Origin of the sequence: Ruegeria profundi (assembly GCF_049800715.1) — a bacterium.
GTDB classification, from domain to species: Bacteria; Pseudomonadota; Alphaproteobacteria; order Rhodobacterales; family Rhodobacteraceae; genus Ruegeria; species Ruegeria profundi_A.
In genome coordinates, this window is sequence record NZ_JBNAFO010000004.1 from 327,815 (window position 1) to 343,045 (window position 15,231).

The 15,231-nt window shown below is 60.2% G+C and carries 18 protein-coding genes; 3 read left to right on the plus strand and 15 right to left on the minus strand.

The window, feature by feature from the left end:
• Positions 1-51 precede the first annotated feature (51 nt).
• A complete protein-coding gene (locus ACP15L_RS09535) occupies positions 52-735 on the plus strand; it encodes a DUF1045 domain-containing protein (protein WP_425083975.1) in 684 nt (227 codons plus the stop codon).
• Here ACP15L_RS09535 and phnN read toward each other — a convergent pair.
• From phnN to phnG, 8 genes are read right to left on the minus strand one after another with little or no spacing between them, the layout of a single operon-like run.
• Complete coding sequence (gene phnN / locus ACP15L_RS09540) at positions 717-1,265, minus strand: phosphonate metabolism protein/1,5-bisphosphokinase (PRPP-forming) PhnN (protein ID WP_425083976.1); 549 nt, start codon at positions 1,263-1,265, stop codon at positions 717-719. The two genes, ACP15L_RS09535 and phnN, sit on opposite strands and share 19 nt — an antisense overlap.
• Positions 1,262-1,945, minus strand: coding sequence for a phosphonate C-P lyase system protein PhnL (phnL, locus tag ACP15L_RS09545; protein WP_425083977.1), 684 nt, complete (start codon positions 1,943-1,945; stop codon positions 1,262-1,264). The genes phnN and phnL overlap by 4 nt, the downstream gene beginning before the upstream one ends.
• Before the next feature lie 22 nt (positions 1,946-1,967).
• Positions 1,968-2,738 carry a phosphonate C-P lyase system protein PhnK gene (gene phnK, locus ACP15L_RS09550; RefSeq protein WP_425083978.1) on the minus strand — a complete coding sequence of 257 codons (771 nt, stop codon included), beginning with the start codon at positions 2,736-2,738 and terminating at the stop codon, positions 1,968-1,970.
• The gene (locus ACP15L_RS09555; protein WP_170640654.1) at positions 2,735-3,595 is read right to left on the minus strand and encodes an alpha-D-ribose 1-methylphosphonate 5-phosphate C-P-lyase PhnJ; all 861 of its coding nucleotides are present in this window, start codon (positions 3,593-3,595) and stop codon (positions 2,735-2,737) included. The genes phnK and ACP15L_RS09555 overlap by 4 nt, the downstream gene beginning before the upstream one ends.
• The gene (locus tag ACP15L_RS09560; protein ID WP_425083979.1) at positions 3,592-4,188 is read right to left on the minus strand and encodes an HAD family hydrolase; all 597 of its coding nucleotides are present in this window, start codon (positions 4,186-4,188) and stop codon (positions 3,592-3,594) included. The genes ACP15L_RS09555 and ACP15L_RS09560 overlap by 4 nt, the downstream gene beginning before the upstream one ends.
• Complete coding sequence (locus ACP15L_RS09565) at positions 4,185-5,276, minus strand: carbon-phosphorus lyase complex subunit PhnI (protein ID WP_425083980.1); 1,092 nt, start codon at positions 5,274-5,276, stop codon at positions 4,185-4,187. Before ACP15L_RS09565 ends, ACP15L_RS09560 begins: the two co-directional genes overlap by 4 nt.
• Positions 5,277-5,279: 3 nt before the next feature.
• Positions 5,280-5,855, minus strand: coding sequence for a phosphonate C-P lyase system protein PhnH (gene phnH / locus ACP15L_RS09570; RefSeq protein WP_425083981.1), 576 nt, complete (start codon positions 5,853-5,855; stop codon positions 5,280-5,282).
• Positions 5,855-6,313 carry a phosphonate C-P lyase system protein PhnG gene (gene phnG, locus ACP15L_RS09575; RefSeq protein ID WP_425083982.1) on the minus strand — a complete coding sequence of 153 codons (459 nt, stop codon included), beginning with the start codon at positions 6,311-6,313 and terminating at the stop codon, positions 5,855-5,857. The genes phnH and phnG overlap by 1 nt, the downstream gene beginning before the upstream one ends.
• Before the next feature lie 103 nt (positions 6,314-6,416).
• Here phnG and phnF point away from each other — a divergent pair, with 103 nt between their 5' ends.
• A complete protein-coding gene (phnF, locus tag ACP15L_RS09580) occupies positions 6,417-7,127 on the plus strand; it encodes a phosphonate metabolism transcriptional regulator PhnF (protein WP_170676740.1) in 711 nt (236 codons plus the stop codon).
• 140 nt (positions 7,128-7,267) lie between these two features.
• On the opposite strand, the gene ACP15L_RS09585 is transcribed toward phnF, so the two are convergent.
• From ACP15L_RS09585 to phnC, 5 genes are all read right to left on the minus strand, one after another.
• Positions 7,268-7,882 (minus strand): chloramphenicol acetyltransferase, encoded by a 615-nt coding sequence (locus tag ACP15L_RS09585; protein ID WP_170676738.1) that lies wholly within the window; start codon positions 7,880-7,882, stop codon positions 7,268-7,270.
• Positions 7,883-7,898: 16 nt separating this feature from the next.
• On the minus strand, positions 7,899-9,257 hold the full coding sequence (gene phnE / locus ACP15L_RS09590) for a phosphonate ABC transporter, permease protein PhnE (protein ID WP_425083983.1): 1,359 nt from the start codon (positions 9,255-9,257) through the stop codon (positions 7,899-7,901).
• Positions 9,254-10,135: a phosphonate ABC transporter, permease protein PhnE gene (gene phnE, locus ACP15L_RS09595; RefSeq protein ID WP_425083984.1), complete on the minus strand. Its 882-nt coding sequence runs from the start codon at positions 10,133-10,135 to the stop codon at positions 9,254-9,256. Before phnE (ACP15L_RS09595) ends, phnE (ACP15L_RS09590) begins: the two co-directional genes overlap by 4 nt.
• Positions 10,136-10,201: 66 nt before the next feature.
• Positions 10,202-11,104, minus strand: coding sequence for a phosphonate ABC transporter substrate-binding protein (gene phnD / locus ACP15L_RS09600; RefSeq protein WP_170527473.1), 903 nt, complete (start codon positions 11,102-11,104; stop codon positions 10,202-10,204).
• A 67-nt stretch (positions 11,105-11,171) separates the two neighbouring features.
• Positions 11,172-11,993: a phosphonate ABC transporter ATP-binding protein gene (phnC, locus tag ACP15L_RS09605; protein WP_425083985.1), complete on the minus strand. Its 822-nt coding sequence runs from the start codon at positions 11,991-11,993 to the stop codon at positions 11,172-11,174.
• Between the two features lie 169 nt (positions 11,994-12,162).
• On the opposite strand from phnC, the gene rpe reads away from it, so the two are divergent.
• Complete coding sequence (rpe, locus tag ACP15L_RS09610) at positions 12,163-12,852, plus strand: ribulose-phosphate 3-epimerase (protein WP_425083986.1); 690 nt, start codon at positions 12,163-12,165, stop codon at positions 12,850-12,852.
• A 36-nt stretch (positions 12,853-12,888) separates the two neighbouring features.
• Here the strand turns inward: rpe and ACP15L_RS09615 are convergent, their stop codons facing one another.
• Positions 12,889-13,830 carry a lipid A-modifier LpxR family protein gene (locus ACP15L_RS09615; protein WP_425083987.1) on the minus strand — a complete coding sequence of 314 codons (942 nt, stop codon included), beginning with the start codon at positions 13,828-13,830 and terminating at the stop codon, positions 12,889-12,891.
• 225 nt (positions 13,831-14,055) lie between these two features.
• Positions 14,056-15,231, minus strand: a 1,176-nt coding sequence (gene tuf, locus ACP15L_RS09620) for an elongation factor Tu (protein WP_170381019.1), incomplete at its 5' end; no start/stop codon positions are given.

Here is a 15,231-nt window from a genome sequence, read left to right on the forward strand (position 1 = left end):
GAACTTCACACAGTTTGAGCTATTGAACGGGCCACGCAATAGGAGGCCAATGTGACATTCACGCGATACGCGATCTACTATGCCCCCCCTGCCGATGCAGAGTGGACGCAATTTGCAACCAGCTGGTTGGGCTGGGACATGGAAGCCGGGGTACCGGTGGCGCATCCCGCTGTGCATGGGATCGACGTTGCATCTATCACCGACGTGCCGCGCAAATACGGGTTGCACGCGACGATAAAACCTCCGTTCCGGCTGCGGGATGGGCAGACGGTGGAGGCGCTCTACGAGGCCTGCGCCACGCTGGCCGCGCGCCATGCGCCGGTCTCGCTGGACGGGCTTGAGATCGCGCGGCTGGGCCGGTTTCTGGCCCTGCGCCCGGTCGGAGAGACCCATGCCCTGAACACCCTCGCGGCGGCTTGTGTGCAAGAGCTTGACGCGTTCCGCGCGCCTGCGTCCGAGGCCGAACTGGCTCGCCGACGCGCGGCAAACCTGACCCCGGAACAGGACGTCAATCTGGTACAGTGGGGCTACCCTTACGTGTTGAAGGCCTTCCGGTTCCACATCACGCTGAGCGGAAAACTGGCAAAACCCGTGCTGGCGGAGGTCGAAGCGGCTTTGGGCGCGCATCTGGCCCCGAAGTTGCCCGCACCCTTCCGGATCGAGGATCTGGCCCTGATGGGCGAGGCCGAGGATGGACGTTTTCACCTGATCCATCGCTACGCCCTTTCCGGTTGAAGCCGCGCAAGGATCGCGCTGACCGTATCGTCCAGCGCGCCCGAGTTGTCGATCTCGATCACACGGCGCAACCCTTCGGGCAGCGGCGCTTTGGCGCGTCCAAGGCGCCTAGCCTGTTCTTCTGTGGTTTCACGCCCCCGTGCCGCAAGGCGTTGTTCCAGAACCTTTGCATCGGCGGTCAGGGAGATCACAACAAGGTCCCCAAAGACCTCTTGCGCTTGCAGCAGAACCGCACGGGAGAAATTGACCAAAACAGCCTGACATTGCGTGCGCTGTTCCGCGATCTGCACCGGCACACCGTAATGCAGCCCATGCGCCTGCCAGTGCATCGAGAAGGCACCATCCAGCACCATCTGCTCAAACATTTCGACCGAGACCCGGTCGAAATCCTCACCCTCTTCCCCCTCGGGCCGCGTGATCACGCGACGCAGGCGCTGAACCCCCGACGCGCGGGCCTCTAGTGCAGCCATGACGCTGTCCTTGCCCACGCCTGACGGGCCAACAACCGCTATGACGGGTGCAAGGCTCATGCTGCCTGTCCGGGCGTGAACTCCGAGACATTGACCGAACGGTCGCACACACGCTCCCGCGCCTCGACGTCGTGGAAAATCCCGACAATTGCGGCCCCACGGGCCTTGGCCTCTTCTATCAGCGACAGAACCGTTTCCCGGTTCAGCGCGTCCAGGCTGGCCGTCGGCTCGTCCAGCAGCATCGCCGGGTAGTCATGCGCAAAGCCGCGTGCGATGTTCACACGCTGCTGCTCACCGCCCGAAAACGTGGTCGGGCTGAGCGACCAGAGCCGTTCGGGAATGTTCAACCGTTTCAGCAATCCCGCCGCCTTGTCCAAAGCGGCTTGCCGGTCAGAGCCCAGCGCCAAAAGCGGCTCGGCCACGACCTCAAGTGTAGGGACCCGAGGGACAACCCGCAGGAACTGGCTGACGTAGCCCAGTGTCTCACGCCGCAGCGCCAGAATCTCACGCGGTTGGGCTTTGGCAACGTCCAACCCACCCACCAGCACCGTGCCAGTGGCCGCGAGGTAGTTTCCATAAATCACCCGCATCAAGGTGGATTTGCCCGCGCCCGACGCGCCGGTCAGAGCAACGCATTCACCGGGGGCCACCTTTAGCGAGGCACCCTCCATCACCGGAATGACCGCGCTGCCCTGATTGTGCAGGGTAAAGCTCTTGCTGACGTCTGTAAGCTCAATCATCGCTTCATCTTTTCCCAAATACTCAAACCTGCAGAACGCTGGACACAAGTAGCTGCGTGTAGGCATGTTGCGGGTCGTCCAGCACCTGATCGGTCAGGCCGGTTTCCACCACATGCCCGTCTTTCATCACCATCAAGCGGTCCGCCAACAGGCGCACAACGGCCAGATCATGGGTGACGATGATTGCGCTCAGCCCCATCTCACGCACCAATCCGCGCAACAGATCCAGAAGCCGCGCCTGAACCGAAACGTCCAGCCCTCCGGTCGGTTCATCCATGAACACCAGCCGAGGCCCAGTCACCAGATTGCGCGCGATCTGCAGGCGCTGCTGCATCCCGCCCGAGAACGCGGTGGGGCGATCATCGACCCGAGCCTCGTTGATCTCGACGCGGCCCAACCAGTCGATCGCCTTGTCGCGGATGTCGCCATAGTGACGATCGCCAACGGCCATCAGGCGCTCGCCGATATTGCCGCCAGCACTGACCGACATGCGCAAGCCGTCGCGGGCGTGTTGATGAACAAAGGCCCAGTCCGTGCGGCTGAGCATCCGCCGCTCAGGCTCGGACATGGTGACTGTATCGACCGGACCGTCTGTGCGGGTGTCAAAAATTACCTTCCCCGCATCGGGTTCAAGATGACCCGCCAGGCAATTCAGCAACGTCGACTTGCCCGACCCGCTTTCGCCGACGATCCCCATCACCTCACCGGAATAGAGATCAAAACTGACATCCGTACATCCAATATGGGCGCCATAGCTCTTTTCGATGTCCTTGACTTGCAACAGCGGGGTCATGCCGCGTCCTCTCTGGTCATGGGGCCTTGGTGGCCCGCCTCACGCCGCGACCGGCAATAGTCCGTGTCCGAGCAGACGAACATCCGATTGCCGGCATCATCCATGATCACCTCATCCAGATAGCTGTCCTCGGCCCCGCACAGGTCGCAGGGGTGATCGGCTTTGGAGGCCTCAAACGGGTAGTCCTCAAAATCGAGGCTGACGACTTTGGTATGGGGTGGCACCGCGTAGATCCGCTGTTCGCGCCCCGCACCGAACAGTTGGATCGCGTCCATTTCCAGCTTCGGGTTGTCAAACTTCGGAATCGGCGACGGGTCCATCACATAGCGGTCCGACACTTTGACCGGATACGCATATGAGGTCGAGATCGCACCGTGTTGGCTGATATCTTCATAAAGCTTCACATGCATTAGCCCGTATTCCTCAAGGCTGTGCATCTTTCGCGTCTCGGTCTCGCGTGGTTCGAGAAAGCGCAAAGGCTCAGGGATCGGGACCTGATAGACGAGGATCTGATCCTCGGTCAGCTTTGCCTCGGGGATGCGGTGGCGGGTCTGGATGACGGTGGCCTTCTCGGTCTCTTCCGTGGTCGCAACACCGGCCGTGTTTTCAAAGAACTTGCGGATCGACACTGCGTTGGTCGTGTCATCTGCCCCCTGATCAATCACCTTGAACGTATCGTCAGGCGTCAGCGTTGCTGCCGAGACCTGAACACCGCCAGTGCCCCAGCCATAGGGCATCGGCATCTCACGGCTGGCGAAAGGCACCTGATACCCCGGAACCGCCAACCCTTTGAGGATGGCCCGGCGGATCATCCGTTTGGTCTGCTCATCCAGATAGGCGAAGTTGTACTCGGTCATAGCAAACCTCTTTCTGTCAACGCGACGTCCAAAGCCTGCGGCGACGTGAAGAGAATGGCGTCCATTCCCACTGCCTTTGCACCTTTGACATTGTGCAGGCCGTCGTCGATGAACACACAGTCTTCAGGCGCATGGCCGGAACGTTCGCACAATATCTCGAAAATCCGCGCGTCGGGCTTCATCACCCCTTCCTGCCCCGACACGACAAGCGTGCCGAATACCTCACCAAGACGCGGCTGAACCTTCAGCCCCTCGGGCCAGGTTTCCGCTGACCAGTTGGTGATGGCGTGGACCGGCGTGCCTTGTGTCTTCAGGCGATCCAGAACGTCCCAAGTGCCGTGGATCGGTGTCTCGACCGTGCGGGCGTAGAGACCGACATAGGCTGCGAACAGTTCCTGATCGCGCGGGTCAGAAAGCTCCTGCGCCATATCGGCGAAGCGCTCTCCGTTGTCGCCCCTTGCATTGCGCACCAGAAAATCTGTCCTTTTGATGAAGGCATGGGCGGCGTCTTCCGACCCCAGCGCCTCGACCCAGGCCAGATGCGGCTGCCAATCGACAAGCACGCCACCGATATCAAAAACCACCGCTTTCATTCTGCAGCCTCCTTGGGTGCTATGCGTTCTTCCGCCTCGCGGCGCAGCTTGCGCACGAGTTCCAGTTCGGATTGGAAATCCACGTAATGCGGCAGCTTGATGTGTTCGAGGAACCCGGTGGCCTGAATATTGTCCGCATGGCTGAGGACGAATTCCTCATCCTGCGCGGCAGCCCCCAGATAGTCTTCGCCCAGCTCTTTCCACCGCAATGCCCGGTCGACCAGAGCCATCGAGATCGCTTTGCGCTCGGACTGCCCAAAGACCAGACCATAGCCACGAGTGAACTGAGGCGGTTCCGTCTTGGAGCCCTGGAACTGGTTGACAGTTTCACATTCGGTCAGCTCGACCTCGCCGATCTCAATGGCGAAACCCAGCTCGGGGATGTCCATCTCGACCGCTACTTTGCCGATCCGCAATTCGCCGACAAACGCGTGATTACGGGCGTAGCCGCGCTGGGTTGAGTAGGCCATGCCGAGAACGAACCCCTCATCCCCGCGGGTCAGGGCCTGCAAACGCAAAGGGCGGTTCGACGGAAACTCCATCGGCTCCCGCGTCAGGTCGCCCGGTGAATCCTCGCTGAGTGGTTCGTTCTGAATAACGCCCTCACCCTTGAGGAAGCTGGTGATGTGCGGTGTCGGTTCTTGCCGAGCATCGCCTTCGGGCGCGGGGGCAACCTCTCCATCGGCGGCAAGTTTGAAATCCAGTAGGCGGTGGGTGTAGTCGAAGGTCGGCCCCAGCACCTGCCCCCCCGGCGCGTCCTTGAACGTGGCCGAGACGCGACGGTCGCAGGCCATATCCCCCGTCTTGACCGGATTGGAATAGCCAAACCGGGGCAGCGTGGTGCGATAGGCGCGGATCAGAAAGATCGCCTCGATCAGATCCCCGCGCGCCTGCTTGATCGCCAGCGCCGCGAGGTCCGGGTCGTACAGTGAACCCTCGGCCATAACCCGATTGACGGCAAGGCTCAGCTGTTCGCGGATTTGCGCGATACTCAGATCGGTGATGTCGGTATCGCCCCGACGCTCCTCAGCCAGCCAGGCATGGGCGTTTTTGATGGCCTTTTCACCACCTTTGACGGCTACATACATCGGTTACCCCTCGGCCTGAATCTGCGTGCTACGCGGCAAGGCTGCGACCTGATCCCCGCAGGTGAAGAAGAAGTCACAGCCCAACGGATAGAGCATCGCATTGCCCTGCAGCGCCGCGATATCCGGCAGCGACAGACGTGCCGTGGTCTTGATCCCAGGCCCGCTCAGAACCGCGCCCTTAGGCGCGAGTGCATCACTCTCAACAATCAAAGTGGCCGAGCGGTCGGGATATTCGGACGTGCCGATCCTGTAGTCGTTCAAAGGCATCAGTTCAGGCCAGCGGCCCACGGCGAAATCCGCTTTCGACGCCTCGACGATTGGAGCACCTGTATGAAACCCGAGCCATTGACGCATGTCCGGCGTATCTGCCGCGCCCGCCAGATAAACCCCTGTATCCGCATCGCACAGAGTCAGCAGCAGAGTACCTGCCGCAACCGATAGCGGTGCCGGAGGTTCCGCCCCGACTAGCGTTCTGATTTCTCCGGGTCGCGCCATCACGGTCATCGCGGCCCGAAACGCGTGCGCAGCATCACGCGGGGCGTCCTGAAATCCGCCTGAAAAATGCGGTTGTGCGTTCATCAGTCCTCTCCTCGGACCAGCGTGAAGAACTCAACCTTGGTGGCCGCCGCTTTTGCCGCACGCGCCTTGCGGGTATCCTGCATTTGGGTCTTGAGCGGAGTGATCACCAGTTCGGTCAGACGATCCGCTGCCTCGGTCTGCATCAGAGCATCAATCAGTGCGGCGGCCTCAGCCTTGGACTTGGAACGGCCCTGGACATAGCCATGCCCTACAGTGCCATCCTCCAAAGCCAACGAGCAGCGCGTGACCGTCATTTCACCCAGATTGAACGGCGCGCCAATGGCGCCCGCTCGACCGCGCACCATCACTCCGCCAATCTCGGGCCTGCGCAGCCATTTGAACGATGGATGATACGCCACCCTGTCCCAAAGCGGCATCATCGCGTCCTCGGGGGCGCGGGCCAGCAGGCCCATCCACTCCTGACGCGTGATCCCGTTGCTTTTCATCTGTTCTGTCATCGAAAGCCCTTGTCGCGGTTGTCTACTCGAACTATACAACTAGACAAATATTAACCTGCATACGCCTGTCAGGCAATCCATGAGACCATGAAGTTTTGATGACATGAGCAAAACACCGATCTGGAAAAGCATCGCACTCAGCCTGACCTCGGATATCGCCGAGGGGCGCTTTGGCACGGGCGACCGGCTGCCGACCGAGGCGCAACTCGCGGCCACCCACGGCGTCAATCGCCATACGGTCCGGCGCGCGCTGGCCGAGCTTTCGGAGCAGGGGTTGGTTCAGCCTCGCCGCGGGGCCGGTGTCTTTGTCACCGCGCGGCCAACGGATTATCCGATTGGCAAACGAGTTCGATATCACAAGAGCATTTCCGCCAGCGGCAAGATACCGGGCAAGCGCATCCTGTCTCTGACCACCCGCGCTGCGGATGAGGCCGAAGCCGAAGCACTGGCTTTGCAGCCCGGCGATCCAGTTCATGTTTATGACGGCTTGTCTTTGGCGGATGGTCAACCCATCGCGCTGTTTCAAAGCGTCTTTCCGGCGCTCAGACTGCCTGAAATCCTCACCCACTTGACCGAAACCCAATCCGTCACCAAGGCGCTTCAACTCTGCGGTATCGAGGATTTCATACGGACATCCACACGGCTAACGGCCCGCGCGGCCACGGCGACGCAAGCGTTGCACCTGAACCTCAACGAAGGCGCGCCGATCCTGCATTCGCTTGGGATCAATGCGGCCCCAGATGGGCAACCGGTCGAGTATGGAAAAACCGTTTTCGCCGGTGAGCGCGTAACCCTGACGCTGCACGAGACCTGATCCGGGGGTGCTCCCGCCCGTCTTCAGCCTCCTGTCGAAGGCCTCATCCTGTTGGGGGTCGCGCCGCGCAAAGCGCGGCGCTGGGCCTAAGACCGCCAACGGGTATCGGCGTAGCCGATGCACATGCGGACGCGGGAGGGTTACGCGTATTTCTCCAGAAACGCCTCAATGTGCAATGCGCGGAAATCCGGCAGCACGTCGCGCAATCTGTCGTGGCTCCAATCCCACCAGGCCAGAGCCAGTAGCCTCTCCGACACCTGCTCGGAAAAGCGCCGCCGGATCGGTTGCGCGGTTACCCCGGCAACGATCGTGTAGGGGGCGACATCCTTGGTCACGATCGCACCGGACGCTACAACCGCCCCGTGCCCGATCTTCACCTCGGGCTTGATGATCGCCGCGTGGCCGATCCAAGTGTCATGGCCAATCGACGCTTGTCGCCCGGCACGATGGGCAAACCACTCTGCATCGTCTTCCGCGTCCTCCCAATAATCCGCTGAGCGATACAGGAAATGATGCAAGGAGGCTTTCTCCATCGGATGGTCCGTCGCGCCGATCCGGGTGAAGCTGGCGATATTGGCGAATTTGCCGATCTCGGCATTGGCTATGTCACAGGTTCGGTCGCAATAGGAGTAGTCTCCGAACCGCGAATTGGCGACCCGCGTCCCCGCGCCGATCTCAACATAGGCGCCAAAGCTGCTGCCCGAGATTTGGCAATCCGGGTGAATGAAAGGCTGATCAGAGCGCAGACGCGTCATCGTATTCCCCATACGCTCAGGATTGCAGCTTGGCCGCACCGCGCGGCTTGCGCTTTTTGCCGGCCTCGCCCTGAATCAGACGCTTGCGCAACCAGCCCGAGAACCAATCCATCAGCATCACCATCAGAATGATGAGAACGATGTAGTAGGCGACCTCTTCCCAGTCTTTCTGCGTGATGATCGCCTGCGTCAGCAACAGACCGATTCCGCCGCCAGTGATCGCCCCGATCACAGTCGCGCTGCGGGTGTTGGATTCGAGGAAATAAAGAAGCTGGCTGAGCAGAACCGGAGTGATCTGCGGGATCACCCCAAAGCGGTAGCGTTGCGGCGCATTGGCCCCGGTCGACTGGACACCTTCGATCTGCTTGTTGTCGACATTCTCCAGCGCCTCCGAGAAGATTTTGCCGAAGGTTCCGGTGTCGGTCACCAGAATGGCCAGCGCCCCTGTCAGCGGTCCCGGGCCAAAAGCCCGCGCCAGAACCACGGTCCAGATCAACGCATCCACGCCGCGTACAAAGTCAAACACACGCCGCGTTGCAAAGCGGACGGAGCGCAGCGGATTGAAGTTCCGCGTCGCGAGGAAGGCAAGAGGCAGAGCAATCATGCCCGCGCCCAGCGTGCCGAGAAACGCCATCAGGATCGTCTCAAAGATCGCCCAGGCCACATCCTGATGTCGCCACATCTTATTGGTCCAGAAGTCATTCAGGATCGCACCTGCCTCACCGGATGCGGCAAGGCTCACAAGCTCGGGGAAGGACTTGCCGTAATAGGGGCTGTCGAGCGTAAACCAGAACAGCTCCCACCCGGTGAAGTACCGGAACACCTCGGACCGGTTGCGGGTGACGGTCAGTCGGCCTGCATCGGTTTTGATGGCCAGACGGTTTTTGGAGACATTGATCCAGTCCGGGACCTCTCCGGCAGGCAACTCGGCCTGCACACCGGCCGACCGGCTGGGGGTTGCGCGCACAATGCCATAGCCGGGGATATCATATTCGACTGTCTCGGGCCCGAAACGCACCACATGGCCGTCTTCCAGATCAATCACCGTGGTCTCACCCAGCGCGACCCAATCGGGCGCGGTACCGTCGGGATAGCGCCCTTTTCGCTCGCCCTCGATCGCGGCAGAGACCTCACCCGTGCGGTTATCGCGTTCGATATGGGTCTTGTAGCTGTAGCTGTCCGCGACCAGCGTCTTGCCGTTTTCCCAGTTGGCCCGCTCGGCCAGGCCCGGAACGTCGAAAGCAAAGAAGACGTAGATCAGATAGAGGGCAACCAGCCCCGGCAAGCCGAAATTCACAATGCGTTTGCGGCTGAAAAGACGGTCCGCTTCGGCCTTCAGGTCGTCAATCGACAAATCGGTGGCAAAGGTACTCATGCCGAGGCTCCTTTTTCCGACCCGTGGGTCAGACGGTCGCGCAGATAGCCAGAGATCTGATCAACGACCACAATAGTAACGAAGAGAAGGATGAAGATGGCCGCAGCCTCATCGTAGCGCCCCTGCCCCCAGGACATGGCGTTGCGCAGCTCATAGCCCAGACCTCCGGCACCGACAAAGCCAAGGATGGCCGAGGCGCGGATGTTGATTTCGAACCGCAGCAAAGCGTAGCTGACATAGTTCGGGCCAACCTGAGGGATCACGCCCAGATACATGCGCTGTGACCAGTTCGCCCCGACGGATTGCAGCCCCTCGACTGGTTTGAGCGAGGCGTTCTCGTTGACCTCAGAGAACAGCTTGCCCAAAGCACCTGCCGTGTGGATTGCAATGGCTATCATCGCGGGCACCGGCCCTCCACCCAGAATGAAGATCAGAACCAGAGCAATCACGATTTCCGGGATCGCTCTGCAGATATCCGAGATCCGACGGAACAGCGGGATCAAGGCGGGCCAAAGCGCCATGCCCCGCGTCGACATCAGGGCCAGAAACGTGCCCGCAATCGTCCCGATCAGGGTCGAGGCGGCGGCAATGTTGATCGTCTCGATCAGGGCCGGGAAGAATTCTACCAGATTGGCCGGCATCTCGGCGATCTTTTCCCACGCCTCGGACAGAACCTCGGACGGGTAGTCCAGAATCCGATGCCAGCCATCTGTGAAACTGCCTGCATTGCGGTCATCAGCCGTGCGGAAGCCCGCTGCCATCAGGGCAACGAACAGGATCAGGAGAATACCACCATAGACCCGTTTGCGCCGCGTCATCGCGGTATAGTCGTCGCGGATCTGTTCGACGCTATAGGACCCTGCCGAAAGGTCTGTCATGGAATGCTCCTGAGTGGAAAACGGGGTCCGGCATTTAACCGGACCCCGCGAATAGAAGAGACAAGCTTAGTTGGACTTCAGCTTGCGCGCTTCGATGATGATTTCGTAGGCGTCATGGGTGATCGGATCAAAGCTCTTGGCTTCGCCCGCTGCCACACCGTAGAAGCAATCGCGGTCTTTTTCCGACAGGGTGTCCCACAGCTCGGTCACTTTGGCTTTGACGTCGGCAGGCAGGGCCTTGCGGACAACAACCGGGCCTTCCGGGATCGGCTCGGATTTCCAGATCTGCACCAGATCGTTCATGTCGATCAGACCGGCATCAACGGCACGGCGCAGGGCACCCGACTGGTAGCCGTCTTCCCATTCGCCCAGACCGTCGGCCCAGGTCACACCGCCATCAACGTCGCCATTATTCACGGCAACGATGGTCTGCTCATGACCGCCGGTGAACTTCACTTCACCGAAATAGTCGCCCGAATCCATGGTCGCGCCGGTGGCGGCAGGGATTTCGATCGACGGGATCAGGTAGCCCGAGGTCGAGTTCGGATCGCCGAAGCCAAAGGTCTTGCCCTTCATGTCTTCCAGCGAGGTGATGCCGCTGTCTTTGCGCGCAAACCCGATCGAGTGATAGCCGTAGCCACCATCGGTGTTGACCTTGACCAGAACCGGCTCAACCGCTTCGGGGTCGGACAGGTAGGTTTTTGCATAGCCCGACGCGCCCAGCCAGGCTACGTCAATGGTGCCGCCCAGCAGACCCTGGATCACACCGTTATAGTCGGCAGGGGCAAACAGCTTGGCCGGAACGCCCAGAGCCTCTTCGGTGTAGACGCGCAGGCATTCGTTGTTGTTCAGACGGTCCTGAGCGTTCTCACCGCCCAGAATGCCGATACGAAGCTCGGAAATCTCCTGAGCCATTGCAGGCGCGGCCATGGCAGTGGTCGCAACAAGGGCAGCAACTAGTTTTTTCATCTGTCTCTCTCCAGTTTGATGTTCCCGACCTCTCATCGGGCCGGGCGATGAAAGGGTTTTGGGTGGCTCAGACGGTCGCTTCAGCTTCCATCAGGGCCTTTTGTGTGGCGTCGAGGGTATCGATCTCGGTCGAGGTTGCCTCTTCTGAGAAGCTGGCATCGGCGCCATAGATCTCGCGGGCGACACCGGTGGTCAGTTGCTCGGGCAGGCCGTCAAAGACGATACGTCCGTCGCGCATACCCACCACGCGGTCGCAATAGCGCCGCGCAGTATCCAGCGTGTGCAGGTTGGCAATGACAGTGCGGCCGTCCTCTTCGTGGATGCGGCGCAGGGTCTGCATCACCACCTGCGCGTTCATCGGGTCCAGCGAGGCAATCGGTTCATCGGCAAGAATGATCTTGGGGTCCTGCATCAGGGCGCGGGCAATGGCCACGCGCTGCTGCTGACCACCCGAAAGCGCCTCGGCCCGTTTGGGCGCATGTTCCGCGATGCCCAGACGATCCAGAATGTCGATGGCGCGGTGGACCTCATCCATCGGAAACAGGTTGAACATCGTAGCCAGGGTCGAGTGGCGGTTCAGCGTGCCGTGAAGCACGTTCGACACCACGTCCAGACGCGGCACGAGGTTGAACTGCTGGAAGATCATCGCACAATCGGCCTGCCAGGCGCGCTTGTCGCGACCCTTCAACAGGGTCACGTCACGGCCTTGGAACAGGATCTCGCCATCGCTGGCATCCGTCAGCCGGTTGATCATGCGCAACAGTGTCGATTTACCCGCACCCGATCGACCGATAATGCCGATCATGCAGGGCTTGTCCACGTCCAGCGTTGCGGTATCCACCGCCACATTCTCACCGAAGCGTTTGGTCAGTTTTTTGATGTGCAGCACGTGCCACCCCCAATTCATGTTGGCGGGTAGCTACGGATTGCACTCAACGGATATGTGTCGGTTCAGTGAAAGTTTTGTAAACACCGCAGCCGGTACCATAGGGCCTACCCTTCGGGCTCATTCCCCGCTATACGCGCCCGCAACCCCAGTTTCCTGCATGAGGCCCGCCATGAGCTTTGACCGTTCCATCAAGATCGCTCCGTCGATCCTGTCCGCCGATTTCGCCAATTTCGGAGCCGAAATTCAGGCCATCGAGGCCCAGGGTGCCGATTGGGTCCATGTCGATGTCATGGATGGCCATTTCGTGCCAAACCTGACCTTCGGCCCTCCGGCGGTCAAAGCGTTCCGTCCCCATGTGAAAACGGTGATGGATGTGCATCTGATGATCACGCCGGTCGATCCTTACATCCAAGCCTATGCCGATGCGGGCGCCGACATCCTGACCGCCCATATCGAAGCCGGTCCGCATACACACCGCACCTTGCAGGCCATACGCGCTGCGGGCATGAAGGCCGGTGTTGCCTTGAACCCCGGCACCCCTGCCGAGGCGGTCGAACATCTGCTGGACCTCACCGATCTGGTCTGCGTCATGACCGTGAACCCGGGCTTCGGAGGCCAAAAGTTCATCGACATGACCACCAAAGTCCGCAAGCTCCGCGAGATGATCGGAGACCGCCCGGTGCATATCGAGATTGACGGCGGTGTTGACCCAAACACAGCCCCGCTGGTCGCAGCAGCAGGCGCGGATGTGCTGGTCGCGGGATCGGCCGTGTTCAAGGGCGGGTCTGTCGACAAGCCTGAGGTCTATGGTGCGAATATCGCTTCGGTTCGGTCGGCTGCGGAATCTGCATTGAAGTAATGCTACTGGCCGCCGCTGTATCTCAGCCGCAAAAGGTCAGAACGAGATCTTGAAACTCAATGATCCAACAACCTGCCCTTCAGGTTGTTGGTTGAATTCTTCGCTAAGATACGTCGCGCCGTAAAACAGAGTTCCGTATTTGGCCTCCCAGTTCAGACCAAGGCGCGCGCGATACCGTTCATGCTTAAGGCTGACCACCCCGGAATTCGGGATATATGCGCTGTCGTCCACATAGGCTGCATCAAACCCGAACACGCCGCTGACACCCTTTGGCCCTGTCCGCATGGAGCGATAGCGCTGCCCAGTGATCTTGTCGCGGATCAGAAGCTCTGACCGCCCCACCTGTCCAAATGTCACGTCCATTCCAACGCGGGCGAGAGTTTCGTCCCCGGCCCGCACAGAGGCAAACGGGCGGAGGCGCGTGTTTCGGCCCCAATCCCACTCTCGTCCGATTTCCGCGACTACGGTGGGATAAAAATCATTGGAAATCTGATCATCCAGGACCGCCCGGGACGGTGGGGTGCTTCCGATCAGCTCGTGAAACTCGGTCTGCAGACTGTCCACGCCCGTTTGCGGCCCTACGGCCACCAATTCAGCGCCTACAGTGAACTGCGCACCGCGTCTTTGAAAATGCGTATAAGCACCAAGCGACAGGATCCCGGCATACTGTCTGTCCTGCGGGTTTGGCGTAACCAGGTCCTCGGGAGATACCATCTGCGTGTACGCCCGAATCTCGATCACGTCCCCAAAGGTTTCGGGCAGTTCCCCGCTCCAGCCGCGCGCAAGAATCCAGGACAGGTTCAGAGACGACGTCTGCCAACGGTCATGATCATCACCAATCAGATCATCCGTGAACATCCAGCCGAAGCCGATCAACTCTCGCTTTGATGACTCTGTTTGTTGGGGCGTGGGAGACAAGGATTGTGCGAGCAGAAAATGCGGAACACACAGGAAGACAAGTGCCCAGAATATCTTCATTGCCGTCCCCTTCCCTCTTCACGCTCAGCCGTTCATCAGGCGCGATACGTTTTCAAGGACCGTAAGAAAAGGTTTTGATTTCAACAATATTTTCATGCGCGAGTGCAGTGAGTCGCGGCCAAAAGGCAACATCTCAGGCGCCCTGAGAGACATCCGGATCGTGGCTCAAACGAAAAAGGGCGTCCCGAGGGACGCCCTTTCCGTCTGATTATTCGCTTGCGCGAATTATTCAGTGATTTTCGATACAACGCCGGCGCCGACGGTGCGGCCGCCTTCGCGGATCGCAAAGCGCAGGCCCTGCTCCATCGCGATCGGCGCGATCAGCTCAACGCCGAACGACACGTTGTCGCCGGGCATGACCATCTCGGTGCCTTCCGCCAGGGTCACGGTGCCGGTCACGTCAGTTGTACGGAAGTAGAACTGAGGACGGTAGTTCGCGAAGAACGGAGTGTGACGACCGCCTTCTTCCTTGGTCAGGATGTAGGCTTCGGCTTCGAACTTGGTGTGCGGTGTAACCGAACCCGGCTTACACAGAACCTGGCCACGCTCAACGCCGTCACGGTCAACACCACGCAGCAGCGCGCCGATGTTGTCGCCCGCTTCACCGCGGTCCAGCAGCTTGCGGAACATTTCAACGCCGGTGCAGGTGGTTTTCGAAGTGTCGCGGATGCCGACGATTTCGATTTCGTCACCAACGTTGATCACGCCGCGCTCAACACGACCGGTCACAACGGTACCACGACCCGAGATCGAGAACACGTCTTCGATCGGCATCAGGAACGGCTGGTCAACAGCACGCTCAGGGGTGTCGATGTACTCATCAACGGCCGCCATCAGTTCCTTGATCTTCTCTTCGCCGATTTCAGGCTTGTTGCCTTCCATCGCGGCCAGAGCCGAACCTGCGATGATCGGAATATCGTCGCCAGGGTATTCGTAGCTGGACAGCAGTTCGCGAACTTCCATCTCAACCAGTTCCAGCAGCTCTTCGTCGTCAACCTGGTCAACTTTGTTCAGGAACACGACCATCTTCGGGATGCCAACCTGGCGGCCCAGCAGGATGTGCTCGCGGGTCTGCGGCATCGGGCCGTCAGCAGCGTTCACAACCAGGATCGCGCCGTCCATCTGAGCAGCACCGGTGATCATGTTCTTGACGTAGTCGGCGTGGCCGGGGCAGTCAACGTGCGCGTAGTGGCGGTTCTCGGTCTCGTATTCCACGTGGGCGGTCGAGATGGTGATGCCGCGCGCTTTCTCTTCCGGCGCACCGTCAATCTGGTCATACGCTTTGAAGTCACCGAAATACTTGGTGATCGCTGCGGTCAGCGTCGTCTTGCCGTGGTCAACGTGCCCAATCGTGCCGATGTTGACGTGCGGTTTTGTACGCTCAAACTTTTCCTTTGCCAT

Coding starts and splice junctions, on each gene's coding strand:
- phnL (WP_425083977.1), bottom strand. CDS start 1,945: ATGATTGAGCTTACAGACGTCAGCAAGAGCTTTACCCTGCACAATCAG.
- phnE (WP_425083983.1), bottom strand. CDS start 9,257: ATGAGTACCTTTGCCACCGATTTGTCGATTGACGACCTGAAGGCCGAA.
- ACP15L_RS09585 (WP_170676738.1), bottom strand. CDS start 7,882: ATGACGCGTCTGCGCTCTGATCAGCCTTTCATTCACCCGGATTGCCAA.
- phnE (WP_425083984.1), bottom strand. CDS start 10,135: ATGACAGACCTTTCGGCAGGGTCCTATAGCGTCGAACAGATCCGCGAC.
- phnF (WP_170676740.1), top strand. CDS start 6,417: ATGAGCAAAACACCGATCTGGAAAAGCATCGCACTCAGCCTGACCTCG.
- phnG (WP_425083982.1), bottom strand. CDS start 6,313: ATGACAGAACAGATGAAAAGCAACGGGATCACGCGTCAGGAGTGGATG.
- phnN (WP_425083976.1), bottom strand. CDS start 1,265: ATGAGCCTTGCACCCGTCATAGCGGTTGTTGGCCCGTCAGGCGTGGGC.
- ACP15L_RS09565 (WP_425083980.1), bottom strand. CDS start 5,276: ATGTATGTAGCCGTCAAAGGTGGTGAAAAGGCCATCAAAAACGCCCAT.
- phnK (WP_425083978.1), bottom strand. CDS start 2,738: ATGACCCCGCTGTTGCAAGTCAAGGACATCGAAAAGAGCTATGGCGCC.
- ACP15L_RS09560 (WP_425083979.1), bottom strand. CDS start 4,188: ATGAAAGCGGTGGTTTTTGATATCGGTGGCGTGCTTGTCGATTGGCAG.
- phnD (WP_170527473.1), bottom strand. CDS start 11,104: ATGAAAAAACTAGTTGCTGCCCTTGTTGCGACCACTGCCATGGCCGCG.
- ACP15L_RS09615 (WP_425083987.1), bottom strand. CDS start 13,830: ATGAAGATATTCTGGGCACTTGTCTTCCTGTGTGTTCCGCATTTTCTG.
- rpe (WP_425083986.1), top strand. CDS start 12,163: ATGAGCTTTGACCGTTCCATCAAGATCGCTCCGTCGATCCTGTCCGCC.
- ACP15L_RS09555 (WP_170640654.1), bottom strand. CDS start 3,595: ATGACCGAGTACAACTTCGCCTATCTGGATGAGCAGACCAAACGGATG.
- phnH (WP_425083981.1), bottom strand. CDS start 5,855: ATGAACGCACAACCGCATTTTTCAGGCGGATTTCAGGACGCCCCGCGT.